Origin of the sequence: Amycolatopsis sp. NPDC057786 (assembly GCF_042797905.1) — a bacterium.
Taxonomy (GTDB): domain Bacteria; phylum Actinomycetota; class Actinomycetes; order Mycobacteriales; family Pseudonocardiaceae; genus Amycolatopsis.
In genome coordinates this window covers 26,769-39,891 of sequence record NZ_JBHVKW010000083.1, presented here as the reverse complement: position 1 = coordinate 39,891, position 13,123 = coordinate 26,769, and the positions used below count along the sequence as shown (strand labels likewise).

Sequence of the window (13,123 nt, the reverse complement as noted above, 5' to 3'; positions counted from 1 at the left end):
TCAACACACTCGTGGTCCTCTTCCCCGGCCGCCTACCAATCCACTAAAATAACCACACAATCATCCGTGGCTTACACGAAAATCATGACAGGGCCACGCGCGGGTGGGGTTCAACGCGAGCGCCCGCTTCACCACCGGACCTGCTTCACCACGCGACAACCCCGCCACATCCGCAAACCACGCGGCCGTAGACCCATACCCGTACAAGTCCTTGACGCCCCGAGACTCGATCTCCGCCAGGAATCTCCCCAGCCCCGGCGGTGGCCATCCGAATCACCCGCAGAGACTGCTGCACACCATGCGCAAGCTCCAGCTTGCCGGCACGCCACAACTCCTGCGGCAACTCGGGGAGCAAGGTCTCGGACACCCCTCAATAATACCGCAAAACAATCAAACACGCGTTCGTAATTTTGAGTCACAATGCAAAAAACAAAACAACACTGAAGGGTGATTCGACTACAGCGCCCCTAACTCTCGGGCGACCGGACAGCCACAGCCGCCGAGCACCGGCCAGCCCGAGTAAGCGCTTACTCTCAAGTCTGACAACTCATGCGATACCGATCACCGGAACTCAGGGAATCTCCCCGATGCGCCTGGCAAGAACCGAAGCGACAGTGAACCGGACATGCCCCGAAGAGAAGGAGAGCAGCACGCAGTGACTTCACCGGCAGCACAGCTCGAATCAGCCCTCGCCGCCACCATCACCGAGAAGACGGCACGCGGCCCGGCAGATGTTCTACCGTCCCCTCAGGGATGGCATCCCGGCGCCAGGATCGGAGCCACCGCCGAACACGGAGCGCTCCTCGCCTACAACGACGACGGGTCCACCGGCATCTGCGTTCTCGAGAACGGCAGAGGCAGGTGGCTGAACTTGCGGCCCGAAGGCCAGGCTCAGGATTTCACCGATCGCCCGTATTCGGTATGGCACTGGATGCCCGCCTACAACGGCAGGCCCGCCGGTCTGATGGGACGCCTCGCCCCCGAAGCGGCCAGGCTTGAGTTGCGAGCGAACGACGGCACGGTAGCCGAAGCCGACGTCGTCGACGGCACCTTCGCGGCGGAAATAACGGTCGACATGATCAGCCTCCGCGACGCGAGGGGAAGGCTGGAAAGCCACGAAGCCGACTCGGACGAAGGCCGCGCGGAGTTCGAGCGGCTACTGGCGGACTCGCGAACGGAAATGGCGCAGCTCAAGGTCCGGGTGTACGACAGCGCCGGAGGCCTGCTCTACGACGGCGCGGCGATCAACGCCACCGATCAGTGAATCCGTTCGATGGGCTCCGCGTCCGGGAGCCCATCGAACGGGCTACGAGACCAACCGCCTGAGCAACGACCCGACGTCCTCGGCGAGGCCGTTCTCCTCGCCGGCGAGGTGGCGGAGCAGCGCCTGCTGGAACAGGCCGTCGAAGGCGGCGTACGCAACCTGAGTAGTCACGACAGGCGCCGCGTCGGCGAGTTCGGCATAGCGCTCCACGACGCGCCAGATCATCGCCTGCCGCTGAGTGTCGATCTCGAGCACGTCGGCGCGGAACGCGGCCTCGAAAAGGCTCTGGTTCCGCAGGTCGTACCACAGCCGGTGCATCACGGCGTCCGCCCGGAGCGTGTCCTCCATCGCGACACCGAAACCTCGCTCGAGTTCGTCGGCCGACCGCGCCATGGCCACGGCCTCGTCGTAGCGGGTCACGCACACTTCTTCGAACTTCCGGACCGCGTAGGTCAGCAGTTCCACCTTGTCGGTGAAGTAGTAGTGCAGCACGCCGTGCGAGAAGTTCGACTTCTGCGCGATCTCCCGCAGGCTCGTCCTCGCGTACCCCAGCTCGGACAGCGCCTGCAGCGCGGACTCCGCCAGTTCCGCCCGCCGCTGGGCGAACTTGTCCACGCTCCGGCGTGCGATCCGCTCGCTCGTCTCGGTCACCACGAGTTCCTGTCCGGTCCGGGAGCCCGCGCCTGCCGCGGGTCCCACAGTCTAGCGTCGCCAAATTCTTGACGACTGTCCAAGAAAATCTTGACGACTGTCCAAAACTGGCTCAGGATGTGACCCACGCCGCAGCCGCGGACCGTCTCAAGGAGGAGAAGTCCATGGGTTCGTACGACCTTTCGGGCCGGAAAGCCCTGGTCACGGGTGGAGCGCAGGGCCTGGGAGCCGGAATGGCCGAAGCGCTCGCCCTAGCGGGCGCTTCGGTGGTCATCGGCGACGTCCAGGAGGATCTCGGGCGCGCCACCGCCGACCAGATCAAGCAGAAAGGCGCCAACGCGGGCTTCGTCCGGCTCGACGTCACCGACGAACAGAGCTGGGAGCAGGCGGTCGCCGCGGTCATCGGCGAACTCGGCGGCCTGGACCTCGTGGTGAACAACGCCGGTGTCGAGATCACCGGGCTCGTCGCCGATCTGGATCCCGCCGACGTGCGCAAGATGCTCGACGTCAACGTGCTCGGCACCGCCCTCGGCGTGAAGCACGCCTTCCGCGCGATGCGGCCCGGCGGGCCCGCGGGCACCGGCGGCGCCGTCGTGAACATCGCCTCGGTCGCCGCGACCATCGCCTTTCCCGGGATCGCGGGCTATTCGGCGACGAAATCCGCGGTCGACCGGCTGACCAGGGTCGCCGCGATGGAGGCGGGGAAACTCGGCTACGGCGTACGCGTCAACTGCGTCTACCCCGGCCTCGTACCCACCCAGATGGGCAATCAGCTCGCGCAGGACGTCGTCGAGGTCGGCCTGTTCCCCAGCGTCGAAGAGGCCATCGGCGCCGTCATCGGGCAGACCCCGGCCGGACGGCTCGGCGAGGTCGCGGACATGGCCGACGCCGTCGTGTTCCTTGCCTCCGACGCGGCGCGTTTCATCACCGGGGCCGGGCTGCCGGTCGACGGCGGAATGGGCATGTGACCAGCACCGACCCGAAAGGAATCACCATGAGCAGCCCCAAACCCGTCGTCGTCTACGGCGCCTCCGGCTACACCGGACGGCTGATCTGCGAGTACCTGCGCGAGTACAACGTCCCGTTCGTCGCCGCCGGCCGGGACAAGGCCCGCATCCAGGAGGCGATCGACCACGTTCCCGGTCTCGACACCGTCGACCACGAGGTCGTCGAGGTGTCGCACGACGTCGAAGCGCTCACCGAACTGTTCCGCGACGCCAAGGTCGTCTGCAACACCGTCGGCCCGTTCAGCGAGTACGGGCACGAGGTCGTCGAAGCCTGCCTCCGCACCGGAACGCATTACCTCGACACGACCGGTGAACAGGATTGGCTGATCTCAGCCGAAGACCGCTACGGCGAGCAGATGGCGGAGAAGGGCCTCCTGCTCTCGCCCGGCATCGCGCAGATGTACACCACCGGCGAGATCGCGGCGAACCTCTGCCTGGAAACCCCCGGACTGGACACTTTGGACATCCTGGTGTTCTGGAAGGGCTATCCCACGGTCGCTTCGACGAAGACCATCCTCGTCAATGCCGCGCTGTCGGCCGCGTACTACCTCGAACAGGACGAGTACCTGCCCTGGCCCGCGGACGGCGGCCTGCAGGACGTCACCGTGCCCGGCCATCACGAGACCGGCCTTGCCTTGCCCTGGGGCGGCACGTCGCATCCGGTCTGGTTCAAGAACGACGCCCGCGTCGCCAACGTCAAGGCCGTCGGCGGTGTCTTCGACCGCGCGCTCATGCAGGGTGTGCCGCAGATCGTCGCGGCCGTGCTGGAGCAGGTGAAGGACCTGCCGCTGGACGAAAAGATGCGCGTGCTGGCGGAGCAGGCCGCCGCGGTGCGCGACGAGATGCCGCCGCGGGAGAACCAGCGGCTCAACACGTCGCTCGATTCGGTGCACGCCTCGGGACCGCTGGGCCGCGCGCACTGCGTCATCCACGGCACCTGCAACTACAAGCAGACCGGGCTGATGCAGGCATACGGTGCGTACTCGTTGCTGCGACAGCCGCCGAAACGGGTCGGTTTCGCCTCCGGCTGCCAGGCTTTCGGTCACCGCGAGTTGCTCGGCGTGCTACGAAGCTTCGGGCTGGTCTCGAAGCCGGTCTTGACCGTCCACGACTGACCGGGAGGACGAGCGCGTGCGACTGACCGACTACCTCGACAAGGGCGCTTCACTCGATCCGGCGGCACCCTGCCTCACCATGGGCGACACGTCCCTCAGCTACGGCGAAGTGCGGGAACTGTCGTGGCGGGTGGGGCGGGCGCTGGCCCGTTCCGGCGTCAAGCCCGGCGACAAGGTGGCGATCCTGTCCGGGAACGACCCGCTGTCGTTCGGCTGCGTGTTCGGCATCAGCCGGGCAGGCGCCGTGTGGTGCCCGGTCAACCCGCGCAATGAGGCCGCCGAGAACAGGGAACTGCTCGACCTGTTCGACTGCACCTGCCTGCTGGTGCAGGAGTCTTTCGCACCGCTCGTCTCCCGGATGCTTCCCGACCTGCCCAAACTGTCCACAGTGGTCTGTCTCGACGGCTCGATGCCCGGCGCCGTCCCGTTCGCCGACTGGATCGACAGCGGCGAGCCCTGGGAGGAGACCCCGCCGGACGACCTGGTCCTGCTCGTCGGCACCGGCGGCACCACCGGCCGTCCCAAGGCGGTGATGCTCAGCGGCGCCAACGTCGAGACGATGTCGGCGCTCACGCTGATGAGCTATCCGTTCACCGGCAGGCCACGCTACCTGGCGCTCGCCCCGCTGACGCACGCGGCGGGCGTGCTCTGCTTCCCGGTCCTGACACTCGGCGGCGAGATCGTCGTCATGCCGTCACCAGACCTCGGCGAATTCCTCGCACTGGTCGAAAGCCGCCGCATCACGCACACCTTCCTGCCGCCGACCCTGATCTACCTGCTGCTCGACAATCCGGCACTGGGCGGCGCCGATCTTTCGTCGCTGCAATGCCTTTGGTACGGCGCCGCGCCGATGTCGGCCACGAAACTCGCCGAGGCGATCACCCGGATCGGCCCCGTCTTCGGGCAACTGTTCGGCCAAAGCGAAGCGCCCATGATGATCTCCACCCTCTCCCCCGCCGACCACGTCCATCCCGACGGCTCGCTCGCCCTCGAACGGTTCACCTCGGCGGGCAGGCCCACCCCGCTCACCCAGGTCGCGATCATGTCCGGGACGGGCGAGCTGCTCCCGCCCGGCGAACGCGGTGAGATCGTCGTCCGCGGATCGCTGGTGATGCTCGGCTACTACAAGAATCCGGCCGCGACAGCCGAAGCGAGCGCGCACGGCTGGCATCACACGGGCGACATCGGCTACCTCGACGACGACCACTATCTCTACATCGTCGATCGCGCCAAGGACATGATCATCACCGGCGGCTTCAACGTCTATTCGGCCGAGGTCGAGCAAGCGCTCATGGCCCACGAAGCGGTGCAGGACTGTGCCGTGATCGGTCTGCCGCACGAGAAATGGGGTGAGCAGATCACCGCCGTGGTCCAGCTCCACACCGGGAAAACGGCGGCAGCGCAAGAACTCCGTGCCACTGTCAAAGAACGGCTGGGCAGTATCAAAACCCCCAAGGAGATCCTGATCTGGCCGGATCTCCCCCGGTCCAAGATCGGCAAGGTGCTCAAGACCGAGATCCGGAAATCCTTGCTGGGCAACGACTAGCGGCGCGCAAGTTCTTCCGCGGTCGGCAGCGGCCACTCGTAGCGTTCCTTGGCGATGCGGAGGTGCACCCACGTCTCCGCGGTCACGACGTCGGGCCTGCCACTGATCGCTTCGAGCGCCCGGTCGAGGTCGCGGGCGGACTGCGCCGCGATGGTGGCGACGACGTCGAACCGGCCGATGGTCCTGGCGAGGAACTCGGTGTCGTCGCGCGCGGCGAGCGCCGCCGTCACGGAGTCCCCCGCGCCCCGCACGTTGAGGCCGATCCCGCAGACCAGACCGGCGTCCGGGCGGGCGCGGCTGAGCACCGGCGCGATCCGGATGACGTCGTGTTCCAGGAGGAAGCGCACGCGGGTGCGGGTGGCCGACGGCGAAAGCCCGACGTGCCCGGCGATGCTCGCGTAACTTTCCCTGCCGTCGGCCTGCAACCGCAGCATGATCGCGAGGTCGCGGTCGTCGAGCCGCAGCCAGGGCGGCAGCGGACGGCCGGGCATGAACAGGCCCTTGACCACGTCCACGTAGACGAGCGTGTTGACCTGTTCCACCTCCGGCAGGCCGCGGATGTCCGCCACCGTGCGGTACAGCTCCGGGGGATCGGGCAGGCGCAGCTCGGCGACGGTCTGGTACTCCCCGCTCACCGCCGAGACGAAGGCCGCGGCCGGCAGCGCCGCGATGGCGTCCGTCGTCGCCTGCGAACGGCCCGACGTGCGGATCGCGAGATGCGCGTACGCGGTCAGGCCGAGGAACTCGGGGTGGACCGCCGCGACCACGTTGAGCGAACCGTCGGCCTTCAGCTGCTCCAGCCGCGCCGACACGGCCGACCGTGACGCCCCGACGCGGTGGGCCAGATCGGCGACGCTCATCCGGCCGTCCGCGCGCAAAGCCGCGACCAACGCGTCGTCCACGGCGATTCCCCTCTGCTGAATTTCCGACGGCGTGCCGCACCATATCACCGGCCAGACTGCGCAAATAGCAGCCGAAATTGCACGTTCTGTCCATGCTCGCCGACAGATCGATCGTGAGCACCGTCCGTGCACGACGGATCTGATTGTGCTCGCGGTTTTCATCGCTTACCTTCGCCCCACTTCACCGTCGAATCCCTGGAGTCCGCGCGATGCGTCTGCTGCCCCTCGATCGTTCAGTCCTCGACGCGAGAGCGACGATCCTGCTTCCCGACGAGCTGGTGACCGTCGACGACGCCACCGAAGGCGCCGAAGCGGTGCTCGTATTCGGCGAAGAGATCGCCGCGGTCGGCTCGGTGGACGAGTGCCGCGCCCGCGCGGCGAGCCTCGGCCGTCCGGATCCGGAGGTGCGACGGCCGCCGGGCACGCTCCTGCCCGGCTTCATCGATCCGCACGCGCATCCCCTGATGTACGGGCAGATGATGACCTGGGTCGACTGCGGTCCCGAGCGCGCGTCGACCATTCCCGAGATCGTCGCGCTGCTGCGTGAGGCGGCCGAGAACACCCCGGCGGGCAGGCCCGTCCGCGGTTACGGCTACGAACACCGCAACCTGGCCGAGAAACGCCACCCCCGCAAGGAGGAGCTCGACGCGGTCGCCGGAGACCGCGAGGTCTACCTCATGAACGCGAGCGGCCACGGCGGTGTGGTCAACAGCTTCACGTTGCGGCGCAACGGTGTCACCCGCGACACTCCGGATCCCGACGGCGGGGTGTTCTTCCGGGACGAGCACGGCGAGCTCACCGGGGAGCTGTCGGACGCGGCATGCAACATCCTCACCGGCGTCACGGGGGTGAAGGTCGGGCGGCACGGGCCGAACTTCCACCTCGAGGACGAGCCGGAGGAGCACGCGCGGCAGCTGGCCGCCGCGCAGGAGAAGTTCCTCGCCGCGGGAGTGACCGCGATCGGCGACGCCCAGGTGACGCGCCGCGAGTTCGACATGTATCTGCGGCTGGACGAAGCCCGGCAGCTCAAGACGCGTGTCCACATGTACCTGCTGTCACATCTGCTCGACCAGGCGCTGGAAATGGGACTGCACGGTGCTTTCGGCACCCCTCGCCTCGCGTTCGCGGGGATCAAGTTCTACGCCGACGGCACGCTCGGCGGCTGGACCGCGTACTTCCCGGACGGCTACGTCGGCGATCCGTGCCGCACCGGGCAGCTTTACCACGACCCGAAGGACTACTCCGCGCTGATCGGCAAGGCGCACGAGGCCGGGCTCCAGACCGCGACCCACGCCCAGTCCCCCGACGCGATCGCCATGGTGCTCGACGCCATCGAGGACGCGCAGCAGCGAAACCCCCGGCCCGACGCCCGGCACCGCATCGAGCATTGCGGGTTGCCGTCCCCGGTACAGATCAAGCGGATGGCCGCGCTCGGCGTCCACCCCGTCAATCAGCCGCAGCACTACTACAACTGGGGCGAAGGCGTCACCGACGCCGTCGGCACCCCCGGCGAGCGCTTCAACCCCCTCGGCGAGTTCCAGGCGGCGGGCGTCCCGGTCACGCTGAGCTCGGACGCCCCGGTCGCGGAGCCGAACCCGCTCGAAGCCATCCAGACCGCGGTGACCAGGACGACCCGCCGCGGTCACCGGCTCGGCGGCGACGAGCTGCTGATCGACGTCCGGTCGGCCGTCGCCGCCCACACGATCGCCGGGGCCAGGGTGCTCGGCCGTGAGCGCGACCTCGGCTCGATCACCCCCGGCAAACGCGCCGATTTCGTGCTGCTCGGCGAGAATCCCCTCACCTGCGAGCCGGACCGGATCGCCGGTATCCGCGTGCTCGAAACCTGGATCGACGGCGAGGTGGCCCGATGACCGTTCAGACCGGCACCCAGTCGCTCCGCCGAGCCCGCCGGGCCGGGCTCGCGGCCTTCGTCGGCACCACGATCGAGTGGTACGACTTCTACATCTACGCCACGGCGGCGAGCCTCGTCTTCGGCACCGTGTTCTTTCCCGCGACCGGCGACCGGCTGACCGGGGTCGCGGCGGCCTTCGCGACCTACGCGGTCGGGTTCTTCGCCCGGCCACTCGGCGGCATCGTGTTCGGGCACGTCGGTGACCGGGTCGGCCGCAAGACCGCGCTCGTGGTGACCCTGACCATGATGGGCGCGGCGACCTTCCTCGTCGGCTGCCTGCCCGGATACGCGCAGATCGGCACGTGGGCGCCCATCCTGCTCGTGGTGCTCAGGTTCGTGCAGGGGCTCGCCGTCGGCGGTGAGTGGGGCGGCGCCGTGCTCATGGCCGTCGAACACGCGCCGCCGGACAAGAAGACCTTCTACGGTGCCTTCGCGCAGGCGGGGAATCCGGCGGGCGCGCTGCTGGCCACCGGTCTGTTCAGTCTCCTGAGCACCGGCGGCACCGAATGGCTCACCACGTGGGGCTGGCGGATCCCGTTCTTCGCGTCCGTGCTGCTCATCGGCGTCGGCCTCATCGTGCGCCTGAAGGTCGAGGAGTCGCCGGTCTTCGAAGAAGCCGCCGCCGAGGAAACCGGCGCGCCGATCCTGTACGCCGTCCGGACGAACTGGAAGCCGATCCTGCTGGGCATCTGCGTGCTGCCCGTAGCGGTCGGTGGCTACTACCTCGTCACCACTTTCGCGACGGCGTACGCGACCGATCCGGCCGTCGGCGTCTCCGAATCGCTGGTGCTCAACGCGCTCACCATCGCCGCGTTCGTCGAACTGGTCGTCAGCTTCGGCGCGGCCTGGCTCGGTGATCGCTTCGGCCGGGTGCGGGTGGTCGTGATCGGCCTTGTCGGCGTCGCCGTGCTCGCGGCTCCGCAGTTCCTGGTGCTCTCGACCAAGAACGCGGCGCTGATCATCGCGGCGTTCGTGGCGATGCGCCTCGCGATGACGGCGACCTACAGTCCGATCGCCGCCATCCTGTCGCAGATGTTCCGCCCGCGGGCCCGGTACACCAGCATTTCGCTGTCCTACCAGCTGGCGGGCGCGCTCTTCGGCGGCCTTTCGCCGTTGGTGTCGACGCTGCTGTTCCAGGCGACCGGCAGTATCTGGCCGGCGATCGGCCTGCTGATCGGCATGTGCGTGCTGAGCATCGCCTGCGTGCTGGCCGCGCCGCAGCACACCGACGAGGTCTAGCGGATGCGGAGACGCCGCATGAGTTTCAGCCCGGACAGCATCCCCTCGACGTACTTCTCGTAGGTCTGGCCGCCGCGGGGACCCATGACCTGTTTCTTGAGCACCGCCACGTTCTTCACGTCGGTGTACTTGAGCAGGCCCTGGTCCCCGTGGCGGGCGCCGACGCCGGAGTTCTTGACTCCGCCGGACGGGGTCCCCTTCGAGGCGTACGCGGTGGCCAGGATGTCGTTGATGTTGACGTTGCCGGACTCGATCCGCGCGGCCACGGCGCGCGCGGCGCCGACGTCGGCGCCCCAGACCGAGGCGTTCAGGCCGTACTCGGTGTCGTTCGCGAGCGCGACGGCCTCGTCGACCGTGCGGTACTTGTGCAGCGCGACAACGGGTCCGAAGGTTTCGGTGACGCCGCAGAGCATGTCCTTTGTGACGCCTTCGAGGATCGTCGGCTCGAAGAACGCCGGGCCGAGGTCGGGTCGCGGCTTCCCTCCACAAAGGACGGTCGCGCCCTTCGCGACGGCGTCGTCGACATGGGACTTGACCCGGTTCATGTGGTCGACGGAGACGAGCGAGCCCATGTCCGGCCCGAAGTCGTAGGCGGCACGGACGTCGAGCGCCTTGGTCTTGGCCACGTACGCGTTCTTGAACTCGTCGTAGCGGGATTCCGGCAGGTAGATCCGCTCGATGTGCATGCAGATCTGCCCGGTGTTGCCGAAAGCGCCGAAGATCGCGCCCTGCACGGTCTCGGCGAGGTCGGCGTCTTCGAGGACGATCATCGGGTTCTTGCCGCCGAGTTCGAGGCAGCAGCCGATGAGGTTGCGGCCCGCCCGTTCGCCGATCACCCGGCCGGTCGCCGTCGAACCGGTGAACATCACGTAGTTCGCCTGATCGATGAGGGTCGGTCCGACATCAGGGCCCTCGCCGCACACCACCTGGAACAGGCCCTTCGGCAGCCCGGCCTTCTCCAGCAGCTCGACGCCGTAGAGCGGCGAGAGGGCGGTCTTGTTGTCGGGTTTCAGCACCACCGCGTTGCCGGCCATCAACGCCGGGACCGCGTCGGAAATCCCGGTGGCGAACGGGAAGTTCCACGGCGCGATGATCCCGACCACGCCCTTGGGCTGCCGCACTTCGGTCGACGTCGTCAGGAACGGGACCGGCCCGCCGCGTTTCGTCGGCGCCAGCAGTTTGGCCGCCCGCGTCAGATAATGGCTCATCACCATCGCCGGATCGCACGTCTCCTCGATCGCCATCCGCCGGTTCTTGCCGCTCTCGGCCTGGATGAGGTCGGTGACGATCGGCGCGTTGTCGACGAAGAGCGTATGCGCCCGTTTGAACACCTCCAGCCGCTGTTTGAGCGGGGTGGCGGCCCACTTTTCCTGCGCGGCGCGCGCGGTGGTGAACGCCTGCTCGATGTCGGCGGGCGTCGATTGGGGCAGCTCGACGAGCACGTCACCGGTGTAGACCTCGGTGAGCTTCCATGTCGTGCCGGAGGAGTCCGGCACGCGGGCGGCGAGCCGCTGGAGGAACGCGTCGGTCACCGACGCCGGACGGGTGAGCGCGAGCGGTGTGACGGTCATGGCCCTCTTTTCCGTCAGTTGTCCGAATGGCTGTCGGTGAACCCGCGGCCGCGATCGACGTCGGCAGGGCGCTCGCTGGCAATGCCTGTTCCGGTGAGCGAACAAGGCGCCCTGCCACCGCGATAGCGGGGCCTTCGGCCGGGCGGGTTCACGCGTAGGTCACTTTCCCAGGCATGTCTCAGCTCCTCCGTCAGTTATCTGAGAGGACGAGCTGCGCGCCCATCTCGCCGATCATGATGGCGGGCGCGTTGGTGTTGCCGCCGGTGATCGACGGCATGATCGAGGCGTCGCAGACCCGCAGGCCGTCCACACCGCGAACCTTGAGGTCGGGACTCACGACCGCGAGTTCGTCGACGCCCATCCGGCAGGTGCCGACGCCGTGGTAGACGGACGTCGCGCGGTTCAGGATCGCGTCGCGCAGCTCCTGGCCCCGCAACGCCTTGCCCGGGTGCAGTTCTTCCTTGATCGAGCCGTTGAACGCCTTCGACGCGAAGATCTCGCGGACCATCTCCGAGCCTTCGCCGAGCACTTCGAGATCGGCCGGGTCGGACAGGTACTGGGGGTCGATGAGCGGCGCCGCCGTGGGATCGGCCGAAGCGAGGCGCAGCGTGCCGCGGCTCTTCGGGTAGATCAGCGTGGTCAGCACGGTGAGCGCGGGCCGTTTGTCGACGTCGTGCCGGATCGGCGCGTCCTGGTTGGGCGTCACGTACGCCCACGGCAGGAGGTGCAGCTGCAGGTCGGGCACCTCGGCGGCCTGGGAGGTCTTGAGGAAGGCGACCGCCTCGAAGACCGAGTTCGCCAGGAACGTCGTGCCGGGCCGCAGCAGTTCGCTGACGAGGCCACGCGCGAAGTACGGCGGCGTGCCCCGGTTCTTGCTGGACGACGCGCGGAACGTCAGCGCGTGGAACATGTGGTCGTGCAGGTTGTCGCCGACCGGCAGGTCCGCGACGACGTCGATGCCGTGTTCCTTGAGGTGTTCGGCGTGGCCGATCCCGGACAACATCAGCAGGTGCGCCGACCCGACGAAACCCGCCGAGAGGATCACCTCCTTGCCCGCGCGCAGCGTTCGCTGTCCCCCGTTCGCGTCGACGACCTCGACGCCGACGGCGCGGCCGTTCTCGATGACCACCTTCTTCGCCAGCACCCCGGATTGGACCTGCAGCGTGGCGGGCGCGAGGTGGTGGATGTAGCCGCGCGAGGCGCTGTACCGCAGGCCGTCGGCGGCGTTCTGCTGCATCCGGCTGACGCCCTCTTGGGATTCGGCGTTGTAGTCGTCGAGGATCTCGCAGCCGATCGCGTCGGCGGTCGCCTGGAGGAACTGGAGCGTGCCCTCCTGCGGGGTCTTGTTGCGGGTGACCCGGATCGGCCCGCCCGAGCCACGGAACTCGGTCTCGCCGTCCTCGAAGTCCTCCATCCGCTTGTACGCGGCGTTGACGCTGTCCGCGTCCCAGCCCTTGTTGCCCTCGGCGGCCCAGGAGTCGAAGTTGGCGCGATTGCCGCGCACGTAGACCATGCCGTTGATGGAGCTGGAGCCGCCGACCACCTTGCCGCGCGGCACCGGCATCCGCCGATCGAGAACATGTTTCTGCGGCACCGAGTAGTAGCCCCAGTCGAAGGGCTTCTTCAGCTGGGGCACCGCGTGCATCGGGCCGACCAGCCCCGGCTTCTTGACGAGCATCTTCTCGTCGCTCTTGCCCGCCTCGAGCACGATCACGCTGGCCCCGGACTCCGCCAGCCTGCCCGCGATCGCGGCACCCGAGCTGCCCGATCCGACGACCACGTAGTCGGCCTCGTCGCCGCGCGCAGCCCTGTTCGCCATGTCCGCTCCTCGGTCAGCCCACCGTGCAGAACTGTAACCTGTTCTAGTTCTGTCACCGTATAGCGAGACCGGCCGGTTCCGCAACGGGCCATCGCTC

General features: G+C 68.0%; 10 protein-coding genes and 1 pseudogene. 6 read left to right on the top strand and 5 right to left on the bottom strand.

What is annotated here, in order from left to right:
- Nucleotides 1–96 precede the first annotated feature (96 nt).
- Nucleotides 97–367 (bottom strand): annotated as a pseudogene (locus ACFVM3_RS31685) (HNH endonuclease); the annotation flags it as partial.
- Between the two features lie 288 nt (nucleotides 368–655).
- Between ACFVM3_RS31685 and ACFVM3_RS31680 the strand changes: the two are divergent.
- Entirely contained in the window at nucleotides 656–1,264 is a 609-nt protein-coding gene (locus ACFVM3_RS31680; RefSeq protein WP_378443602.1) for a hypothetical protein, read from the top strand.
- Between the two features lie 42 nt (nucleotides 1,265–1,306).
- On the opposite strand, the gene ACFVM3_RS31675 is transcribed toward ACFVM3_RS31680, so the two are convergent.
- Nucleotides 1,307–1,915: a TetR/AcrR family transcriptional regulator gene (locus ACFVM3_RS31675; protein WP_378443601.1), complete on the bottom strand. Its 609-nt coding sequence runs from the start codon at nucleotides 1,913–1,915 to the stop codon at nucleotides 1,307–1,309.
- Nucleotides 1,916–2,079: 164 nt separating this feature from the next.
- Here ACFVM3_RS31675 and ACFVM3_RS31670 point away from each other — a divergent pair, with 164 nt between their 5' ends.
- The 3 genes from ACFVM3_RS31670 to ACFVM3_RS31660 are packed head-to-tail and all read left to right on the top strand — an operon-like array spanning nucleotide 2,080 to nucleotide 5,583.
- Nucleotides 2,080–2,883, top strand: a complete 804-nt coding sequence (locus ACFVM3_RS31670; protein ID WP_378443600.1) for an SDR family NAD(P)-dependent oxidoreductase — start codon at nucleotides 2,080–2,082, stop codon at nucleotides 2,881–2,883.
- Between the two features lie 26 nt (nucleotides 2,884–2,909).
- The gene (locus ACFVM3_RS31665; RefSeq protein WP_378443599.1) at nucleotides 2,910–4,037 is read left to right on the top strand and encodes a DUF5938 domain-containing protein; all 1,128 of its coding nucleotides are present in this window, start codon (nucleotides 2,910–2,912) and stop codon (nucleotides 4,035–4,037) included.
- A gap of 16 nt (nucleotides 4,038–4,053) precedes the next feature.
- Nucleotides 4,054–5,583, top strand: coding sequence for an AMP-binding protein (locus ACFVM3_RS31660; protein WP_378443598.1), 1,530 nt, complete (start codon nucleotides 4,054–4,056; stop codon nucleotides 5,581–5,583).
- On the opposite strand, the gene ACFVM3_RS31655 is transcribed toward ACFVM3_RS31660, so the two are convergent.
- Nucleotides 5,580–6,485 carry an Lrp/AsnC family transcriptional regulator gene (locus ACFVM3_RS31655; protein ID WP_378443597.1) on the bottom strand — a complete coding sequence of 302 codons (906 nt, stop codon included), beginning with the start codon at nucleotides 6,483–6,485 and terminating at the stop codon, nucleotides 5,580–5,582. The two genes, ACFVM3_RS31660 and ACFVM3_RS31655, sit on opposite strands and share 4 nt — an antisense overlap.
- 209 nt (nucleotides 6,486–6,694) lie before the next feature.
- On the opposite strand from ACFVM3_RS31655, the gene ACFVM3_RS31650 reads away from it, so the two are divergent.
- Together ACFVM3_RS31650 and ACFVM3_RS31645 are read left to right on the top strand one after the other, a co-directional pair.
- Complete coding sequence (locus ACFVM3_RS31650; RefSeq protein ID WP_378443596.1) at nucleotides 6,695–8,356, top strand: amidohydrolase; 1,662 nt, start codon at nucleotides 6,695–6,697, stop codon at nucleotides 8,354–8,356.
- Nucleotides 8,353–9,636, top strand: a complete 1,284-nt coding sequence (locus ACFVM3_RS31645; protein ID WP_378443595.1) for an MFS transporter — start codon at nucleotides 8,353–8,355, stop codon at nucleotides 9,634–9,636. Before ACFVM3_RS31650 ends, ACFVM3_RS31645 begins: the two co-directional genes overlap by 4 nt.
- On the opposite strand, the gene ACFVM3_RS31640 is transcribed toward ACFVM3_RS31645, so the two are convergent.
- Together ACFVM3_RS31640 and ACFVM3_RS31635 are read right to left on the bottom strand one after the other, a co-directional pair.
- On the bottom strand, nucleotides 9,633–11,207 hold the full coding sequence (locus tag ACFVM3_RS31640; RefSeq protein ID WP_378443594.1) for a succinic semialdehyde dehydrogenase: 1,575 nt from the start codon (nucleotides 11,205–11,207) through the stop codon (nucleotides 9,633–9,635). The genes ACFVM3_RS31645 and ACFVM3_RS31640 overlap by 4 nt on opposite strands.
- 190 nt (nucleotides 11,208–11,397) lie before the next feature.
- The gene (locus tag ACFVM3_RS31635) at nucleotides 11,398–13,026 is read right to left on the bottom strand and encodes a GMC family oxidoreductase (protein ID WP_378443593.1); all 1,629 of its coding nucleotides are present in this window, start codon (nucleotides 13,024–13,026) and stop codon (nucleotides 11,398–11,400) included.
- Between the last annotated feature and the right edge of the window lie 97 nt (nucleotides 13,027–13,123).